Source organism: uncultured Sunxiuqinia sp., from assembly GCF_947495665.1.
Taxonomy (GTDB): domain Bacteria; phylum Bacteroidota; class Bacteroidia; order Bacteroidales; family Prolixibacteraceae; genus Sunxiuqinia; species Sunxiuqinia rutila.
This window is the reverse complement of record NZ_CANLZV010000002.1, coordinates 340646-359684: the sequence shown is the minus strand read 5'-3', so window position 1 is coordinate 359684 and position 19039 is coordinate 340646. Positions and strand designations below refer to the sequence as shown.

Genomic DNA, 19039 nt, shown 5'->3' with positions numbered 1-19039 from the left:
ACACCGTAGTTATGAATAATTTATTAATCCTTTTGGCTTCTCAGATGGATTTCGGATGGACTGTTGCCTTGGTCGGCTTTATGATCGTATTTGTTGCACTAACCACATTGGTTATTGTATTCTTACGACTTCCGAAGTTGATCAACATGAACTTCAAACGGAAAGAACCGAAGAAAGCCAAATCCCATTGCGAAGAAGAAGATACTGATTGTCATATTCAAGGTAATGTTACCGCTGCAATTGGTATGGCTATTCATCTTTATTTTAAAAATCAACACGACGAAGAAAGCAATATTGTAACCATTAAAAAGGTACGTAAAGCTTATTCGCCATGGAGTTCAAAAATCTATAGTGTGACCAATAACTGGCCGCGATAACCGTTTCATTGCATAACAAAACAAAACATGAAAAAATATAAATTCACCATCAGTGGCGATGAGTATGATGTCCATATTAAAGACCTGGAAGACAACGTAGCCACCATCGAAGTAAACGGCACCAAATACGAAGTTCAGATCAAGAGCGAAGTTAAAGCAACTAAAACGCCTAAGCTGATTCGTAAACCTGTCGTTCAGCAACCCGGCGAAGGTATGATCAAGAAAAAACAGTCCAGCGGAGGCATGCAGGTAAAAGCACCACTCCCAGGAACAATCTTCAAGATGAATGTGGCTGTTGGCGACCAGGTGAAAGAAGGCGACACGCTGTTGATCATGGAAGCCATGAAAATGGAAAACCAGATCCTTGCAGAAAAAGATGGCCAGGTTTCTACCATCAAGGTGAAAGAAGGCGATGCTGTACTGCAAGATGATGTATTATTGGAAATTAGCTAAAAAAGATTCTGGTAATGAAAAAACTATTCTATATAATTGCTGCTTTGCTGTTGACGCTTCCCTCTTTTACAGAGGCGGCTGAAAACAGCGACTTGGCAAAATCGATTACGGATGGGAAATGGATTAACCGAAGCGACGGTTACGTGGCGTCGCCAACATTCGATCCCAGTGTAGACAAAAAGGAAGATTTTGAGTCAGCAAAACGCTACAAAACCCTTTCTTTTTCTGAAAACTACACTTTTACAATGGACTCGCTGAAACAGCGGTATTCCGGTAAATGGACGGTTAAGGACGACAAAATTGTTATGACGTTCAACCCCAAAACAGTAACTCACCTTTACAAAAACACTGATCCTAATGCTCAAGCAGGTGGTTATGTGTCAGAGGATGAAGTTTTGGAATTGGGTACCCGCCAACTGGTTTTGCAAGATGGCAAACTCTCCGGAGACGGCTATGAGTACAAAAACTATTCAGGAGCGGTGTCGGGCTTGTTTAACTTTTACGAGTTTTCTGGTTTTGCCAATGCTACCTGGAAGCACTTGCTGATGATGATGATCGGATTCATCTTCATCTACCTGGCTATTAAGTATGACTTCGAGCCGCTGTTGCTGGTTCCTATTGGTTTTGGTATCCTGATTGGAAATATCCCAATGTTCCAGGCTGTTGACTTCAACCTGAAACTGGGTATTTATGAGCCTGGTTCAGTAATGAACATTCTTTACCAGGGTGTTGTGCAAGGTTGGTATCCCCCATTAATTTTCTTGGGTATTGGTGCCATGACGGATTTCTCATCACTGATTTCAAACCCTAAATTGATGCTATTGGGTGCTGCCGCTCAAATCGGTATCTTCCTTACCTTTTTAGGAGCCCTTTGGATGGGATTTGCCCCACCAGAAGCCGGTGCCATCGGTATTATTGGTGGAGCTGACGGCCCTACGGCTATCTTTATTTCATCGAAGTTGGCTAACGGATTGAACGTAATGGCCAATGGCGAAACGGTGAAAAACCTGATTGGACCAATTGCGATTGCGGCCTACTCCTACATGGCCTTGGTACCAGTAATTCAACCACCGGTAATCAAATTGCTGACGTCGAAAAAAGAACGCTTAATCCGGATGAAACCTCCAAGAGCAGTTTCGAAACTGGAAAAAATTCTGTTCCCGATTGTTGGCTTGATCTTAACGGCCTACATTGCCCCTTCTGCCCTTCCGCTATTGGGTATGTTGTTCTTCGGTAACCTGCTGAAAGAATCAACTGTAACAAAGCGTTTGGCCGATACGGCGAACTTTGCCCTGATCAACACCATTACTATTCTGCTTGGAATTACGGTAGGAGCATCAACTCAGGCTGATGTCTTCCTGACTCCTTCATCAATCAAAATCTTCATGCTTGGAGCCATCTCGTTTGTGATTGCTACAGCCGGAGGTGTGATTAGTGCTAAAATCATGAACTTGTTCTATAAAAAAGAGAATAGAATCAACCCAATGATTGGAGCAGCCGGAGTATCTGCCGTTCCAGACAGTGCCCGTGTGGTTCAAACAATGGGACTGAAAGAGGACCCAACCAACCACCTGCTAATGCATGCCATGGCTCCAAACGTTTCCGGAGTGATTGGTTCAGCCATCGGTGCTGGTATCCTGCTTAGTTTCTTAATGTAAGAAATACATATTTCGATATGTTTTAAAAGGCTGTTCTCGTGGAGAGAACAGCCTTTTTTTTGTATACTTGTATTCTTTAACCTAAAACAACACGATCATGAAGAAATTGCTACTTCTTAGCATTTGCATTTGCTTTTTATTTTCTGCACAAGCACAAGGTCCGGATGCTTTCCCTGAAAAGACCTTGAATGTCTTGGTGTTCTCCAAAACATCAGGCTGGAAACATCGTTCCATCTCCAGTGGGTTAAAAATGTTTAGTGATTTGGCAACAACCGAAGGCTGGAACCTAACAGCAACCGAAGATGCTAATCTATTCACCATGGACTTTCTGGTTAACTTTGATGTAGTGGTATTTTTAAACCCCACCCTGGACATTTTAACTGATAAGCAGCAGATGGCCTTTGAAAACTTTATGAAGACAGGAAAAGGCTTTGTTGGCGTTCATGCTTCGGCCGACTGCGAATACGACTGGGAATGGTATGGCCAACTGAATGGAGCCTATTTCCTGAACCACCCCCCCTCTCAAAAAGGAACTGTAATTTTTGAAGATCATAACCACCCCGCCATGAAAGCTTTTGAAGGTATGAATAAGTACACCACGGTTGATGAATGGTACACCTTTAAAGCCAATCCACGAGCCAAGGTAAATGTTCTGGCACGTCTGGACGAATCATCCATTAAAAAATCGGAAAATGATAAGTGGAAAATGGGCGACCATCCATTAATTTGGTGGCAGGAATTTGAAGGAATCCGGTCTTTCTATTCAGTATTCGGACATACGCATGAGGCATTTGAAGATCCAAAAATTCAAGCACACTATGCCGGTGCCGTCAACTGGGCCGGTAAAAGATAAAGAACAAACTGGACGAAAAAAGAGCCGGTAGCGTTAAACGTTACCGGCTCTTTTATTTTTATCAAACTGTATCACGATCAGATTCCGGATGCTTCATATTCCCCTAAGCAGCCGGCATAACCCGCTTTCTAGAGGAAATAAGAACTTGCCAGTCCTTTGGCCAGCAACAAGTCATTCAAACAATAAAAGTCGCCTATGGCCCTTATATTTTCATGACTGGTAAGCACCTCCTCAGGAACCCGGATGTACAAAACAGCCAGATAGCGACCATATTTTCCTTTGGTGTCTTTAATTGTTTCAACGATCGCCAAGCTTCCTTTTCGGATTAAAGATTTAACAAAATCAGAAGAAGCTTTCCCCAACTGATACTCGGGCGAATCTTTACGAACACCATAAACCTCGGGGGTATTCACGCCATAAAGTCGAATCCGTTCCTTGCGCACCCACACGCTCATCCCCAAGTCGATGTCTACATCATAAGTATCGCCATCCACTACCCTTTGTATTTCTGCTTGATATTGAAACATGGTTGTCAGTTTTAGAATTACAAAGTATAATGTACAAAAAATGCTGCCAAAATTGACAGCATTTTTAAAATTATTTAGGAAGTTGCATCCCTCGTTCTTTGGCCATTTGCTCTAACCTTTTTTGGAAGTTAGACTTTTTAGCCGGCCCTTTCTTTTTGTTGGCGTACAGCTGTACCCGTATTTTATCCTCGTCAATCAAACTCCGGAACAAATACATTTGCCCGATGGTAATCAGGTTGGCCAGGAAATAATAGTAACTCAAACCTGAGGAGTAGTTATTCAAAATAAACAGGAACATAACAGGCATGATGTACATCATTGTTTGCATACCTGGCATTTGCTGGCTGCTTGCCGCCTGTGAGTTCAGTTTTGTTGAGAAAACAGTGGTCACTGTCATTAACAAACAGAACAAACTCACGTGATCGCCATAGAAAGGGATCGTAAATGGCAGATTCAAAATAGAATCATACGATGACAAGTCGGTTGCCCACAAGAAGCTTTCCTGCCGCAGCTCGATAGAGGTTGGGAAGAAAAAGAACATCGCAATCAGAATCGGGAACTGAAACAACATAGGTAAACAGCCTCCCATCGGATTTACGCCTACTTTCTTGTACAGGGCCATGGTAGCCTGCTGTTTTTCCATTGGCTTGTCTTTGCCAAACTTCTCATTCAACTCATCAATCTCCGGCTTCAACGCACGCATTTTGGCTTGTGAGATGTATGATTTATAGGTAAATGGGAAAACAATCAGTTTGATAAATACCGTGAGCAGGAGAATGATGATCCCAAAATTGTCGATGTATTTCCGCAGAAAGTTGAACGTTGGGATAATCAGGTATTTATTTACCGGACGAACAATGGCATATCCCAAATCAATCAAGCGCTCCAACGACAAATCATACTGTTTTAATGTATTGTAATGGTTGGGGCCGAAATAAAACTGCATGTCATAGTTTTCCGTTGTTTGGCCTTCAAAAGGAAAAGCAATATCGGTAAAGAAGCGCCCCAGGTGTTTCGGATCATCTTCCAAATACTCATAGCGCACATCGGCTGTTGGGAAAGCTTCATCAGCAATAATTGTTGAGTTGAAGAACAATTGCTTCATGCTAATCCATTTCACTTTGGTCGTCAGAGTTTCCTCACTGGTCTTGGCCGTACTTAATTTTTCCACGTCATCTTCAAAAAACTTGTAGTTGATCGTAGTGTAACGGTCTTCTCCGTACTGTGATTTACGCTCCAAGCGTGGAGCTGTAAAAGCCCAGTTGAAATTAAGGTAGTTGGTGTTTTGCGAAAGTAGCTGATTCAGCCCTTGACTTGTTACATCAAACCCAACCATAAAAGAGTTATGCGCCAGCGTGTACTCGTATTCCAAGTAACGACCGTTTCCGGCATTCAACCGCATGCTCAATGTTTTGCTCCCTCCTGGGTGCTCTTCGTTAAATTTTACGCGGCCTTCTTTGCCTTTGTCAACTTCCGGGCCATTAACTACAAGCTGGCTTTGTCCGGAAGAAGGAACAAAATACAGGTCATCCGTGCGAATGCTCCGATTCTCTGAAAAGAAATTGAACCCAAACAAGTTATCATCCCCTTCAAACAAGATCAAGGGCAATGAATCATAGGTTTGGTAATCTTTCAACTCAACCGAATAAATTTTTCCTCCTTTGGTTGAAACCTTAATTTTCATCAGGTTATTTTCGAGGGTAATGAATTGCTCCTCACCCACTGCAGCTTCACCAAAAGCGCCGTATTGATCTCTGATACTTTTGGCAACAGTTGAAGAGTCATCATCAAAGTTCCCCTGAAGCGCTGCTGACTGCTCCACCTCTTTAATCTGAGCCAAAGCTTCAGCTTCCTTGGCCCGCGATGCTTCTACCTGTGCGATGGAGTCCTGCCTTCTTTTTGCGGCTGCAATCTCTTCTTCTGACGGTTGGTTTAAGTAGCTAAACCCAATCAGAATGGTAAAGATCAGGACGATCCCGATAATCGTATTTTTATCCATATAAATGTTTTTTTCTTTATTAGCTTATAGTTGCCTTAACGAAAGCAACAAATAACGGGTGTGGATTTAAAACCGTACTGCTGTATTCCGGGTGAAACTGAACACCAACAAACCACTTGTGGTTCTGAATTTCCATCACTTCAACCAGGTCCGTATCCGGATTAATCCCCACAGGCTTCATATCAGACTGCTTGAATGCCTCCAGGAAGTCGTTGTTAAACTCATACCGATGACGATGGCGTTCCCGGATGTCGGTTTTTCCGTAAGCTTTATAAAAATTAGACTTCTTATTTACAATGTGGCAGTCATAAGCACCAAGTCGCATGGTTCCGCCTTTTTCGGTAATTCCTTTTTGGTCTTCCATCAGGTCAATCACCGGAGCCGTTGTTTTATCATTCATTTCGGTTGAATCTGCTCCAGTCATTCCCAATACATTTCGGGCATATTCGATAACAGCAATTTGCATCCCTAAACAAATTCCGAGGAATGGAATATTATTCTCACGCACGTATTGGGTTGCTTTTATTTTTCCTTCAATACCACGATGCCCAAATCCCGGAGCAATAATCACACCTTTCAAGCCCTGAAGTTGTTCTTCAACATTCTCAGGAGTTAACTCTTCCGAGTGTATCCAGCGCAGTTTAATTTTTGCACGGTTGGCTGCTCCAGCATGAACAAGTGCTTCAACAATTGACTTGTAAGCATCCTGCAATTCAACATACTTTCCTACCAGGCCAATCTCAACTTCTTGTTCCGGATTTTTATGCTTACGCAAAAACTCGTTCCACTCTTTCAGGTCTGGTTCAGTTTTGGATGGCAATTTCAGCTTTTTCAAGACCGTTAAGTCAAGCTTTTCTTCCTGCATCTTATTGGGAACCTCGTAAATTGTTGAAACATCGATGGACTGGACAACAGCATCAATATCAACATTACAGAAAAGAGCTACTTTTTTCCGAATACTAATCCCCAAATCATGCTCGGTGCGCAATACCAGTACATCTGGCTGCACCCCGTTTTCAAGAAGCATCTTAACAGAATGCTGTGTTGGTTTGGTTTTAAGTTCGCCCGAAGCGGCCAGGAAAGGAACTAAGGTCAGGTGAATAACCAGTGCATTGGAGCCCAACTCCCATTTTAGCTGACGAACAGCTTCTACATAGGGAAGTGATTCGATATCACCTACGGTTCCACCAATCTCCGTCACAACTATATCGTAATTGCGCTTATTGCCCAAAAATTTGATTTTCCGCTTAATTTCATCTGTAATGTGCGGTATAATTTGAACTGTTTTTCCCAAGTAATCACCGCGACGCTCTTTGTTGATCACCGATTGGTAAATCCGCCCGGTAGTCACATTGTTTGCCTGCGAAGTGGGAACATTTAAAAAACGCTCATAATGACCTAAATCCAAGTCGGTTTCGGCACCATCGTCCGTTACAAAGCATTCTCCATGTTCGTATGGATTTAGTGTTCCCGGATCAACATTAATATAGGGATCCAACTTTTGTATGGTGACAGAATATCCTCTGGCTTGCAATAACTTAGCCAATGAGCTGGCTAAAATTCCTTTTCCTAATGAGGAGGTCACACCTCCTGTGACAAAGATGTACTTCGTTGCTGACAAAATCGTATATTTTTATTAGTTCCTAAAAACCCACAAAGTTAATCAATAAAAATTATTGAGCTTTAAATTCGATCCATTATAATTCAAAAATTAACCATTAAAAAACCCGCTAAATTTAGCGGGCTTGGTATTTTTGAAGTTAATCTTCATCATCCATCGAGTCGATTATATTAATCTTCTCTTTTAGGAATTCAATTTTTTCTTCAGTGTCCTGGATCTTTCGATTGACATCATCAATCAATGATTCTGCATTCTTCGTATTGGCAAAAAATCCAATATTGTTGTTTAATAGAGTCAGGTCGTTCTCCAGTTGCTTCAGTTTATTGACATATTTATCGCGCTCATAGCGCATTTTATTATTGCCTCGGGTAGTACCTGAAATATTGGACATTTTAGTTTTAAACTTCAACAAATCACGCTGCTGATCATCAATTTTCAGGCTATCAAAGTGCTTATTGATGGCATCTCTGAACTCATTCTGAACCACATCCTTTTCTTTAAATGGCACATGCCCGATGTCCGTCCAACGACGTTGAAATTCTTTAATATTGGCCAAATCAATGGCTTCGACCTTGGTTAATTTGTAGTTCTTTACTTCCTCAATCAAATCCTTTTTCAATTGCAGATTATCCACCTGCTCCTCATCCACATGATGAAAATGATTGGATTTATTATCGAAGAAAAAATCGCAGGCTGCCCGGAATCGTTTCCAAATGACATCCGAATGCTTACGTGGAACCGGCCCGATTTCTTTCCATTTTTTCTGAATCCGAATAAACTCATCGGTTGTTTTACGCCAGTCCGTACTGTCTTTCAAGGCTTCGGCCTGAACACACAAGTCTGTTTTCATTTGCAGGTTATTCATCTGCAATTCTTTATTCTGAGCGTAAAATTCTCGTTTTGCGTCAAAGAATTGATCACAGGCACTGCGGAATCGTTCATAAATCCGATTGTTATCCTTCTTAGGGGCAAAACCAATCGTTCGCCACACTTTCTGAAGCTCAATCAGCTCGCGCGACTTTTTGTCCCATTCCCGGTGGTTTTGGATTTGATGATTCGCAATTTCTTCGGCCTTTTCACAAAGAACCGTTTTGGCCTCCAGGTTTTTCTTCTGCTCTTGCTTGCGTCCTTCAAAATACCCTTGATGCTTTTTATTTATTTGCGCAGTGGCTGCTTTAAAGCGCTCCCACAGTTCCTCCTTTTTATCGCGCGGAACAGGACCAATTTCACGCCATTGCTCGTGGTATTTTTGCAAAATATTGAAGGCTTTAATGATGGATGGCTCCACCAAAAGCTCCTCAGCTTTTTCACAAAGAATAATTTTAGCTTCCAGGTTTTTCTTTAGATCCAAATCACGCAGTTCGCGATTGATTTTAATATAGTCGTAGAAGTTTTCAACATGGTGATGGTAGGTTTCCCATAAATCTTTCAACTTCGATTGCGGAACCAGACCTATTTCACGCCACTCCTGCTGCAAGTCCCTGAATTCCTGAAAAGTCTTATTGATTGATTCTTTCCGATTGACCAGATTTTTTATTTCATCAATAATCTCATATTTCCGCTGGAGGTTCTCTTCTTTTTCATCTTCCAGCTGGCGGTGTTGTTTATTTCGTAGCTGACGGAAATCTTTTAATAAGTTGCGCAAATCTTCTTCATAGGGCGTATTGGAGGCTTCAAAATCTTCTTCATTGCCTCCTTCTTCCAAAAAGACCTTTTTTTCAGCATCAGCAATTGCCCGATGCTTTTTATAGAAATTGATTTTGATGCTATCGATATCTGCCTTGATATCTTCATTGGCATGATTTTCCAGCAAGTCACGCAAGGCATTAATCAACTCCACTTCACCTAAAGCAGTGTAATCGATCATTTCCCGAACCGGCTTTTCTTCAACACTTCCAGCGTCAACTGACTTCTCAGTCTCTACTTTGGCGGATGCTTCACCTGAAGACTCGATGTTTTCTTCATCTTTTTCTTTTTCATCCTGATTTTCAACAACTGGTTCGTTTTTCAGCTCGGCCTTCACCTCCTCCTGAGCTTCTTCCCCAGATATGGGCTGTTCCACTTCAGAATCCGGCTCCTTTTCCGTTGGTACCGTTTCTTCCTTAGCGGAAGTTTCATTTTCTTCTTTCACTTCAGAGTTCTCAACCTCTTTGGATTTCAAGGTATTCTCAGGGATCAATTCAGGTGCATCAGCAGCACCATTTTCCTCAGGTGTTGCTTTTAACTCTTCGTTCGAGTTTTTTAGGTCTTCAGGTGTCATGTAATATAAATTTAAATTACTAAGTAATTATCAGAGAATTAGGCTCCTCTTCTGTATACGAAAATATAATATAATGTACGAATACTCAAAGAAATCAGCAATAAAGTAAGAAAAACATCCACTCAGAAACAACAAATGCCGCTTAAATAAGCAGCATTTATTGTTTCCAGCTCAATTTTCGAGCTTATGCGATTTCAATTTCGCGTTTCACAGGAATGGCTTCTTGTTTCTTTTCCAGGCTAATAGTAAGAATACCGTTGGCTACTTCGGCGTGAATTTTATCCTGATTCAATTTATCTGAAAGTTTGAATTTCTTTTCGAATTCTCTTTTTCGAAATTCAACCCGTGAATAGCTTATTGCATCTTTCTCGTCGGTTGGTTCTTTTGCTTTAGCCTCTTCTAAATTGCTTTTTACAAGCAGTACGTTATTCTCTATGGCTATTTTGATTTCGTTCTTTGAATATCCCGGAACCAACAATTCCAAAACAATTTTAGAATCACTTTCAAGCACATTGGTTGACGGAGAGTAAGTCAACTCTTTCTTTTCAAGACGATCAGAGGCGCCATTGGTATTAAAAAAGTCGTTTAATAAAGCGTCAACTGGATTGATACCATAAACCGGGCGATTCACATTTACTAGTTTCATAATTTGTTTCCTCCTAACTAATTGTTTGTTTCTAATTTTTATATTTTTTTTCTAAAATTTATTCGTTTTGACTGCCTAATTTCAAGTTCTGTTCCAACAGTAACTTTCAGACAAATCGTTCAAATCAGGACTCAAGATTGCGTCATTATTTCCGAATATAGCAAAAACATCAAGCCATTTTGTCATGTTATATATTATTCTAAATACGTTGTTTTGATTTTTGAGCGCTCCGAATTGCAAAATGTTGCTACTTTTGCAGCAAAATTTAGAACTATGCGCATTGACATTTTAACCGTTGTACCCGAATTACTGGAAAGTCCCTTTAGCCATTCAATCATCAAACGCGGCCAGGACAAAGGATTAGTTGAAATCCATGTGCATAATATTCGTGATTTTTCGACCGACAAACATAAGCGCACCGATGACTATGCGTTTAGCGGCGGCGCGGGCATGGTTATGACCATCCAGCCCATTGAAGCGGCTATTGAGCATTTGAAATCGCAGCGCGAGTACGATGAAATTATTTACACCAGCCCGGATGGAGAGCAATTTTCACAAGGAATAGCCAATCAACTTTCGTTAAAAGGCAACCTGATGATTCTTTGTGGTCACTACAAAGGCGTGGATCAGCGTGTCCGGGAGCATTTAATCACTCGTGAGCTTTCCATTGGAGATTACGTACTTACCGGAGGAGAATTGGCTGCAGCTGTTATGGCCGACAGTATTGTAAGGCTGATTCCTGGCGTAATTTCGGACGAAACATCAGCTCTTACCGATTCTTTTCAGGACAATTTGCTGAGCCCGCCCGTTTACACCCGGCCTGCCGACTACAAAGGCTGGAAAGTACCTGAAGTGCTGACCAGTGGCAATGATCGCAAAATTAACGAGTGGAAAGAGAAGCAAGCCTACGAACGCACCAAAAAGCTTCGCCCTGACTTGCTTAAAGGAAACTAACCCCGTCGGCAAATAACATTATACGGACACATACGGCACTTTCGATCGTCTTCTGTTTGTGTGTACACATTGTCTTTGCTAAAGATTTCGGCTAAGAATTCATCCAGGCTCGCCTGAAAAGCTTGGGCTACTTGCTGGTAATGGAGCAATTCATTTCCGCGCAATACCTCCGGATGAAACTCATCGCCAAAAAAATCATCGATTTTATAAATAGTCGGAAGCAAGTTTGTTTGGCCGGTTGATCGTTGAAATATTTCAGAATAAATAAGGGTCTGAAAAATTTCTTTGGGCCTTCCGTGTTTATCCCGTTCATAAAACTGATCGATCTCTTTGAAGCTCAGTTTCAGGCTACGCCCCGTCTTGTAATCGATAATCCGGGTTCCGTTGGCGGTTTCGTCAATCCGGTCAATTGTTCCTCCCATCAAAATCTGCTGTTTCCGATCTCCCAGATCAACATCAAACAGAGCCTCGTATTGCCCTTCCAACGCCACTACCCGAAACGGAGCAAAGGCCAGGTCATTCATCAGCAACTGGCGCAAATAAGTTTCCAGATGATCTTTCACAAGAATATTTTTTCCCGCTATCCGAACGTCATTCAAATTCTTATCCTTATAATATTCCTTGGCAAAAGCCGCCCGGATCACCTGTTCAATTTTTGACTTATTTACCAGCAAAGCTTTCAAATGATCTTTTTGAACTTCTTTCCCCACAAAATCCAGGTAGAGCAACTCCATGGCATAGTGAAACAAGTTTCCGAATAAACGAGGGTCCACATCCTCCAGAACATCATCGGTTTCTTTAATGAAGGCGATATGCTTAAAGTAAAACTTTAACTTACAGTCGAGATAGGTATTTAGTGCGCTGGGACTTAGCTTGCGTTCCGTATAATTCTGAAGTAACTTTTCCTGATGCGCCGCCGTAGCCGGAATTGCAATCGGAGCATTGCCCGATGACTTAAAATTGAAATCGAAATAATATTCTTTGGGCTTCTCTTCCGAATCATACTTAAGCTGAAACAAATAGCGGCTCATCTCTCCTGAATTCAACCCGTCAGTGGCGGAGTTGTACACCAACACCACTTCTTCGGCCCGATGCAACAGACGGTAAAAATAATAAGCATACATGGCATCGTGCTCTTCGTAAGCAGGCAAGCCAAAAGCCTTTCTCAGGTGATAAGGAATAAATGAATGGACAGGCGTTGACTTGGGCATTTTGCCTTCGTTTACAGAAAATAACACGACCTTTTTGAAGTCGAGCAAGCGCGTTTCCAAAAAACCCATTACCTGTAATCCGGTCAATGGCTCCCCTTCAAAAGGAATGGAAACCCGCTGAAGGTATTGAACAAGCAAGCGAAAGAACAAGGAAACCGATACTTTGGCATCTCCCAGCTCTGCAAGCGTATCGACCAATCGCTGAATCGAGAGATAAGCCTGATAAAGGTACTCTCCTTCCAGTTTTATGGGGCTCTCTTCCCCACTCGAGAAACGCAAGCCCAACATGCGAAGAATATCCATAAAGTAGTGGGCACAATCCTTCCAATTGGATGGAGAGAAAAAAAGCAGACTCAGCAAAGCATTGCGCTCCAGCTCCTGTTTTCGGATGTAAATTTTGTTTTTACTCAGAATCTCAGCGACTAATCCCTTAGTCTCATCACTAGCAACCAGCTGGTGTTTCAGCAAAGCCAAAACCGGACGATGATAAAAAGCTGACTCGCCATCCATTCTGCGACTGTTTTTCTGCAAGTCAATCAGCAAGGTGATCAAGCTGTAAACAGGCGTACTCTGCAGCGCATACCCCATGGTTATATTAATCTGCTTGAAACGGGCTCCGGCTGCGGAAATCACCGGCACCAGCATACTTTCATCAGATAATACCAGAGCCGTATCATCAAAACGATTGGCCTTAATATCCTCCTGAAACAAGTTTCGATAATGAATAACTTGCGCCTGCGCCACTTGCCCAGGTACCGACACCAAACTAATTTTGGTATTTTTTTGTGCTCCTGCATCCAACTCAAAACCTTCAGGAGCCGGAAATTCCAATCTGTTTCGACGAATAAAAAGCCCGGCTTCCTGCGAAGAGTCATTCAGCAGCTGCTCCTCATAATCCCAAAAGAAAAGCGCTTTTCCGGCTGACTGGAACCGTTTAAACAAATTATTTTCGCAACGATTTAAGGCATTGAAACCCACAAAAACAAACTGATCACCTTCCGGCAAACCAATTTCGCCATCTTCAAGCTTTTCAACGATTTCACGATAAACCAAGCCTGTGTAGCCCGAATTCTGCTTCAGCAGTTCCTGGCGAAACCGTTTATAAATGGCAGGTAACTTATTCCAGAAAGCCACAAACTTGTCACGATTCACCGAACTCTCCGAACGCCCAAGACTTCCCCAAAAAGATTCAATTGCTTTTTTTTGTTCTTCAGTCAGGTAATCAAAGCGGGATTCCACTTCTTTGATGTCTTCAATATTCTGAAACAAATCACTGGAATCCAGTCTGTATTTATCGATATCATTAAAATCATTAAGCAGAATTTCCCCCCAAAAGAAAAAGTCATCCAGACTTTCCTCATGCCCTGTTTCGGCCACATAAATGCGGTGCAAATGCAGAATCAGACTAATCTGGTCTGATATTTGCATTCCCGACATTCGTGACACCAATTCGTCGATTGTTATGGCTTCTGGCCCAATAATCGGCGATTCGACCAGTTCATTTAAATAAGCATTAAAGAAAACACTGGCTCGCCGACTCGGAAACACCAACGAAATGCGGTTAATGTCAGAACCATAAGTCGCAAATAAATAACGGGCTACCTGGGTTAAAAAAGGGGTCATGCTAAAAGATTTGTTGTTAAAGATAATACTAAAATTCAGCCGAGCAGAAAAGATTTTTTACCATTTGAAATAAAGCGATCAGAATGAATAAATTATAAATTTAAAATAATGACTATGAAAACGAGCAGATTAATTTTGATACTTCTTGTATTTAGCCTGAGTGGCTTTGCGCAAACTGAACTTAATCCATTGGTTTCAACGCCCTATATTGAAGTAACCGGAGAAGGTGAAATGGAAGTAGTTCCGGATGAGATTTTTCTTCAATTTACCTTAAAAGAGCGCTATGAGGGAAAAACCAAGATAAACATTGAAGACCTCGAGAAGAAATTGAAACAACACCTGAAGGTCAATAAGTTTGACCTAAGCAAACTCAGTCTGGCCAATGCTGACGCTGATTTTGTAACCATCAAACGAAAAAACAAGGATATGCTGGCCTCAAAAAACTACCTGCTGGAAGTTGGCAGCACCAGCGAACTGGCAAACGTTTGGGAGATTCTGGATGAAATTGATGCCCAGAATGCCCACATTCAACGCGTAGACCACAGTCAGATGGACGATTTCAAAAAAGAAGTCAAAATCAAGGCCATTAAAGATGCCCGGGAAAAAGCCAGTTATTTGCTCGAAGCTGTTGACCAAAAACTGGGGAAAGTACTCTTCATCCAGGAACGGGCAAACTTCATCCAGCCTTACGCAAAAAACATCCTCATCCGGGGAACTGCGTCAATGATGAATGAAAGCAGCATCGAGTCGGAGCCCGAAATTTCATTCGAAAAAATGAAACTCAGCTACAAAGTATTTACGCGCTTCGCCATTGGCGAATAGCCCGTCAATTCAGGCATTCACCCCTTCGCAGCAAGGGTTCAGGAATGCCTGGATTTTCTTGTTTTTCACCTCGAATAAAACTAACTTCACCCGGACCAATAGTAAGCAAAACTAAACCTGTCAGAAAAAATTCCGACTTATGAAAACACGAATCAGCCTGCTGTTAACCGTCCTTTCTTTTTCGGTTTTGGCACAAACTCCGGCTTTTGATAAAAACGCGGAACTTGGCCGGGGAATCAACCTGGGCAATATGCTTGAAGCCCCCAGCGAAGAAGCCTGGGGCAACCCGTTCAAGGATGAATACATGTTGACCATAGCCAGTATGGGCTTTGATCATGTCCGTATTCCCATTCGCTGGGAAACCGAAGAGCGGAGTTTAGCACACTCCCCCTACACCATTGACGATGCTTTCTTACAACGCATTCAGCACGTAGTCGATTTAGCCCTTAAAAACAAGATGCACGCAATTATCAACATGCATCACCATGAAGCCTTATTTGAAAATCCGGAGGAAGAAAAGCCCCGGTTTCTGGCCATGTGGGAGCAGCTTTCCACTCATTTTGCAGATTATCCAGACAGCCTGATTTTTGAACTGTTGAATGAGCCACATAACAACCTAACCGCTGAAAAATGGAATGTATTTTTAGCCGAGGCTCTTCAGACTATCCGCCGCACCACCCCCAATCGCTTTATTTTAGTCGGAACTGCAGAATATGGAGGACTTGGCGGGTTGTCAAAATTGCAAGTTCCGAACGACGACCGGCTCATTCTGACCCTTCACTACTACAATCCCTTTTCGTTTACCCATCAAGGTGCCGAATGGGTTGGTCCTGAAGCTGACCAATGGCTGGGGACAGAATGGCATGACACTGAAACGGAACGGCAAAAAGTACAAGCTGACTTTGAAGCAGCGATCCAGTTTAGCGCCACCAACAACATCCCGGTTCATGTTGGTGAATTTGGAGCTTACAACCGGGCCGACATGGCCTCGCGTGTGCGTTGGACCACCTACCTTGCCCGGTATTTTGAGTCTCAAAACTTTAGCTGGGCCTACTGGGAATTTAGTGCCGGTTTTGGCATCTTCAGACCTGCAACTCTGACCTTCAGGCACGAACTGGTTGACGCCTTACTGAAAAATGAGTTGCCCGAGCCAACGCCGGTTAACCGGAAAGAACTGTTTAAGACAGAGTTTAACCAGAATGGCGACCTGGAAGGCTGGAAACTGTACAACAACTCAGGCGCTTCTTCCACAGGCTTAGTCAGCCAGGGAGAGCTGTCGCTCGAAATCACCAATGGCGGGACTGAAAACTGGCACATTCAACTTGTCCTCAATGAGCTGGTTTTAGAAAAAGGCAAAACCTATGAAGTACAGTTTAAAGCAAAGGCCAGCGATGGCAGACCAATCAGTATTTACACCGGAATGAATCAGGAACCATGGACCTCATACAGTGGCAACTCCACATTCAACATGACTGCGGAGTTGCAGACTTATTCGTTCAGTTTTCAGATGCAAAACGACACGGACTCCAAAGCCCGCCTTGTCTTCGATTTAGGGGATTCAAGCACCAATTTTGTTTTGGATGAAATCGGACTTTATGAAATAAGCCTTGGAACGGATAGCTCAGCTTTGAAAGAGAAAAAGTCCTATTTCTACCCCAACCCGACCAATGGCATTCTTAACTTCACCAAAGCCGATAGTGCCGGGAGAACCTCTATTTACAACTTCTCCGGGCAACTGATGATGCAGAAGGTCATTTCCACCGACTTGCAGATTGATTTAAATGAACTCCCCCATGGCCGCTACCTGATCCGATGGCCATACAAAGGAACCATGCTATCGGGAAAGCTGATCAAATCGAATTAACAAGCTAGCGAGCTGCGGCAACATCTTCCTCAGTAACCGGAGGAAGCTCATTCCCAAAATTGGCACGAACATAAGAAACCACATCTGCCACTTCCTTATCAGACAGAAAATTGTGCGGGGGCATCAAATTATTATACACTTCGCCATTGACTTCAATCTCTCCACTTTGACCATTAAGGACAACCTGAATTATTTTAGCCTGATCCTTAGTCCACTCATTTGGCCCAACCGGAGGATACATGCCTGGAACTCCTGAACCATCTGCCTGGTGACAGGTCAGGCAATATTTTTCATAAACGGACTTTCCGGGATGAACTTGCTCCACGGGGCCGGAGTCAGCACTTTCCATAGATTGTTGAAACTTTTCGGTTTGTTGATCACTGGTTGACGAACTACTTTGCGTGCACGAACTCCCAACAAGTGCAACGATAAATGAAAGGGAAATAATAAATACTCTCACAAATTCTTTATTAAAAATTGATACTTCTGACTTTCTATCTTGAAACATGCTTTTGAAGTTGTTTGTGGTGAAGTTAGGGACTGATAAATTCAATAAAAACCGAATTTTTCTCATCACTATTCATACATGATTCGCCAAACCCTTCCTTGCACATCATCGGTAACAAACAACGACCCATCGGGACCTTGCGCCAGTCCACAGGGACGATAGGCCGCATCACGCGGGCTGTTTACTACGTCAACACCAGCAAATCCGTCGGCAAAAACTTCCCAATCTCCAGATGGTAGCTTTCCTTTAAAAGACACAAAGGCCACAAAGTAGCCTTCCTGCACTTCCGGGGCGCGGTTCCACGAACCATGAAACGCGATAAAAGCTCCGTTTTTGTATCGCTCAGGAAACATGTCTCCGGTGTAAAACAATAAATCGTTAGGTGCCAAATGTGCCGGAAATGCCATGATTGGATCATCTTTATCCTCACAGCGCCCCAACGTATGTCCATCGCCACCATACTCCGGAGCCAATACTTTTGCCTGCTGCATCGGATCATAGTAGCAGTAGGGCCAGCCAAAATCGGAACCTTCTTCAACCAATAAAAACTCTTCGGCAGGAAGCTCCGCATTTTGCTTGGCATCGTATAAATCCGGGAAAAGCTGGCTCAGCTGGTCCCGCCCATGCTGCACCGCAAATAAGGTACTTTCGGTCGTATTCCAGTCTATTGCAACGGCATGTCGGATTCCCGTTGCAAATCGCTCACCATCCAAAACCTGATTCTGGTTAAGCTGATCGGCTTTAAATTGCCAGATACCACCATGTCGCTCCAGCAGCGGACAAGGGTCCATGCCCGGCGAACCTTTCGTTCGGCTTTGTTCCATACAAGCATTTGAAGGGGCACCAACTGTCACATACAAATTTCCGTCCTGATCAAAAGTCAGTGGTTTGGCCGCATGCTGACTGTTGTGGGGCAAGCCCTGAACAATGATTTCTTCCGCATCGTGTGGCAGAAGTTGGCTATAAATCATAGGATATCGTACCACCAGGGTGTCTGCCCCGAGGTACAGATAGTCATCTTTCAAGGCAATTCCCGTTCCATGATGTTCGCCAAAATACTTGATCAAATCTGCTCGTCCATCATTGGTGGTATCCCGAAGACAAACGATACCTCCCCCATTTTTAGGGCGGTTCAACGAAATGTAAATATCTCCCTGGCGATTCACCTGGATATGCCGGGCATGCCCAAGCGTGTCTGCAACAACCAGAGCCGAAAAACCATCAGGCAAAATCAAGCCACCATTGTCTGCATCGGGTTGAATCACATCAAGTTTGTGCACTCCTTGGTTACAGGCCATCAAGCCTACAAGAAAAAACCAAAACGCGGAAAACCTCATAATCGATTCTTTAAAATGACGCCGGCTCAAAGGCGAATCCACCATGATAAACCAATGCTTTAAACAGCAAGAGCCATCAAAGAAACTGTTCACTGATTACCGGACAATCATTTAATTAACTTAAACAAAAAACAAGGCAAGAAATAATTTGTTTAACTCGGCTTCTGTTGCAAGCCTGAGAAATTCTGAGCAATCAAACCCAAACAAGTTTTCTGATTGTTACTCCCAGAATCAGAAAAGCCGTTCCGGCACCAGCTTAGCTCGCATGTTTCAAAGGCTAACTCAGCAAATATTGCAACCTAGCCAATATCTATCCGGTATAAACA

At 42.8% G+C, this 19039-nt stretch carries 15 protein-coding genes; 7 read left to right on the top strand and 8 right to left on the bottom strand.

Annotated features, from left to right (window positions below; all coding sequences use genetic code 11):
• Window positions 1-11: 11 nt before the first annotated feature.
• The 4 genes from Q1A18_RS04315 (at window position 12) to Q1A18_RS04300 (ending at window position 3341) form a co-directional block, all read left to right on the top strand.
• Window positions 12-377, top strand: coding sequence for an OadG family protein (locus Q1A18_RS04315; RefSeq protein ID WP_299577694.1), 366 nt, complete (start codon window positions 12-14; stop codon window positions 375-377).
• Window positions 378-404: 27 nt separating this feature from the next.
• Window positions 405-830 (top strand): biotin/lipoyl-containing protein, encoded by a 426-nt coding sequence (locus Q1A18_RS04310; protein WP_299577693.1) that lies wholly within the window; start codon window positions 405-407, stop codon window positions 828-830.
• 14 nt (window positions 831-844) lie between these two features.
• On the top strand, window positions 845-2488 hold the full coding sequence (locus Q1A18_RS04305; RefSeq protein WP_299577692.1) for a sodium ion-translocating decarboxylase subunit beta: 1644 nt from the start codon (window positions 845-847) through the stop codon (window positions 2486-2488).
• Between the two features lie 97 nt (window positions 2489-2585).
• Complete coding sequence (locus Q1A18_RS04300; RefSeq protein ID WP_299577691.1) at window positions 2586-3341, top strand: ThuA domain-containing protein; 756 nt, start codon at window positions 2586-2588, stop codon at window positions 3339-3341.
• A gap of 128 nt (window positions 3342-3469) precedes the next feature.
• Here Q1A18_RS04300 and Q1A18_RS04295 read toward each other — a convergent pair whose 3' ends face one another.
• The 5 genes from Q1A18_RS04295 to Q1A18_RS04275 all read right to left on the bottom strand — a co-directional run bounded on the left by Q1A18_RS04295 (window position 3470) and on the right by Q1A18_RS04275 (window position 10394).
• Window positions 3470-3868, bottom strand: coding sequence for a thermonuclease family protein (locus Q1A18_RS04295; RefSeq protein WP_299577690.1), 399 nt, complete (start codon window positions 3866-3868; stop codon window positions 3470-3472).
• A 70-nt stretch (window positions 3869-3938) separates the two neighbouring features.
• Window positions 3939-5867: a membrane protein insertase YidC gene (gene yidC / locus Q1A18_RS04290; protein ID WP_299577689.1), complete on the bottom strand. Its 1929-nt coding sequence runs from the start codon at window positions 5865-5867 to the stop codon at window positions 3939-3941.
• A gap of 19 nt (window positions 5868-5886) precedes the next feature.
• Complete coding sequence (locus Q1A18_RS04285; RefSeq protein ID WP_299577688.1) at window positions 5887-7488, bottom strand: CTP synthase; 1602 nt, start codon at window positions 7486-7488, stop codon at window positions 5887-5889.
• Window positions 7489-7627: 139 nt separating this feature from the next.
• Window positions 7628-9748: a DUF349 domain-containing protein gene (locus Q1A18_RS04280; protein ID WP_299577687.1), complete on the bottom strand. Its 2121-nt coding sequence runs from the start codon at window positions 9746-9748 to the stop codon at window positions 7628-7630.
• A gap of 184 nt (window positions 9749-9932) precedes the next feature.
• A complete protein-coding gene (locus Q1A18_RS04275; RefSeq protein WP_299577686.1) occupies window positions 9933-10394 on the bottom strand; it encodes an Hsp20/alpha crystallin family protein in 462 nt (153 codons plus the stop codon).
• A 273-nt stretch (window positions 10395-10667) separates the two neighbouring features.
• Between Q1A18_RS04275 and trmD the strand changes: the two genes are divergently transcribed.
• Complete coding sequence (gene trmD, locus Q1A18_RS04270) at window positions 10668-11348, top strand: tRNA (guanosine(37)-N1)-methyltransferase TrmD (protein ID WP_299577685.1); 681 nt, start codon at window positions 10668-10670, stop codon at window positions 11346-11348.
• Here trmD and Q1A18_RS04265 read toward each other — a convergent pair.
• Window positions 11345-14182, bottom strand: a complete 2838-nt coding sequence (locus tag Q1A18_RS04265; protein ID WP_299577684.1) for a PD-(D/E)XK nuclease family protein — start codon at window positions 14180-14182, stop codon at window positions 11345-11347. The two genes, trmD and Q1A18_RS04265, sit on opposite strands and share 4 nt — an antisense overlap.
• A gap of 114 nt (window positions 14183-14296) precedes the next feature.
• Here Q1A18_RS04265 and Q1A18_RS04260 point away from each other — a divergent pair, with 114 nt between their 5' ends.
• The gene (locus Q1A18_RS04260) at window positions 14297-15004 is read left to right on the top strand and encodes an SIMPL domain-containing protein (RefSeq protein ID WP_299577683.1); all 708 of its coding nucleotides are present in this window, start codon (window positions 14297-14299) and stop codon (window positions 15002-15004) included.
• 139 nt (window positions 15005-15143) lie between these two features.
• A complete protein-coding gene (locus Q1A18_RS04255; protein WP_299577682.1) occupies window positions 15144-16868 on the top strand; it encodes a cellulase family glycosylhydrolase in 1725 nt (574 codons plus the stop codon).
• 4 nt (window positions 16869-16872) lie between these two features.
• Here Q1A18_RS04255 and Q1A18_RS04250 read toward each other — a convergent pair whose 3' ends face one another.
• Window positions 16873-17328 carry a cytochrome c gene (locus Q1A18_RS04250; protein ID WP_299577681.1) on the bottom strand — a complete coding sequence of 152 codons (456 nt, stop codon included), beginning with the start codon at window positions 17326-17328 and terminating at the stop codon, window positions 16873-16875.
• A 116-nt stretch (window positions 17329-17444) separates the two neighbouring features.
• The gene (locus Q1A18_RS04245) at window positions 17445-18713 is read right to left on the bottom strand and encodes a PQQ-dependent sugar dehydrogenase (protein WP_299577680.1); all 1269 of its coding nucleotides are present in this window, start codon (window positions 18711-18713) and stop codon (window positions 17445-17447) included.
• Window positions 18714-19039: the final 326 nt, after the last annotated feature.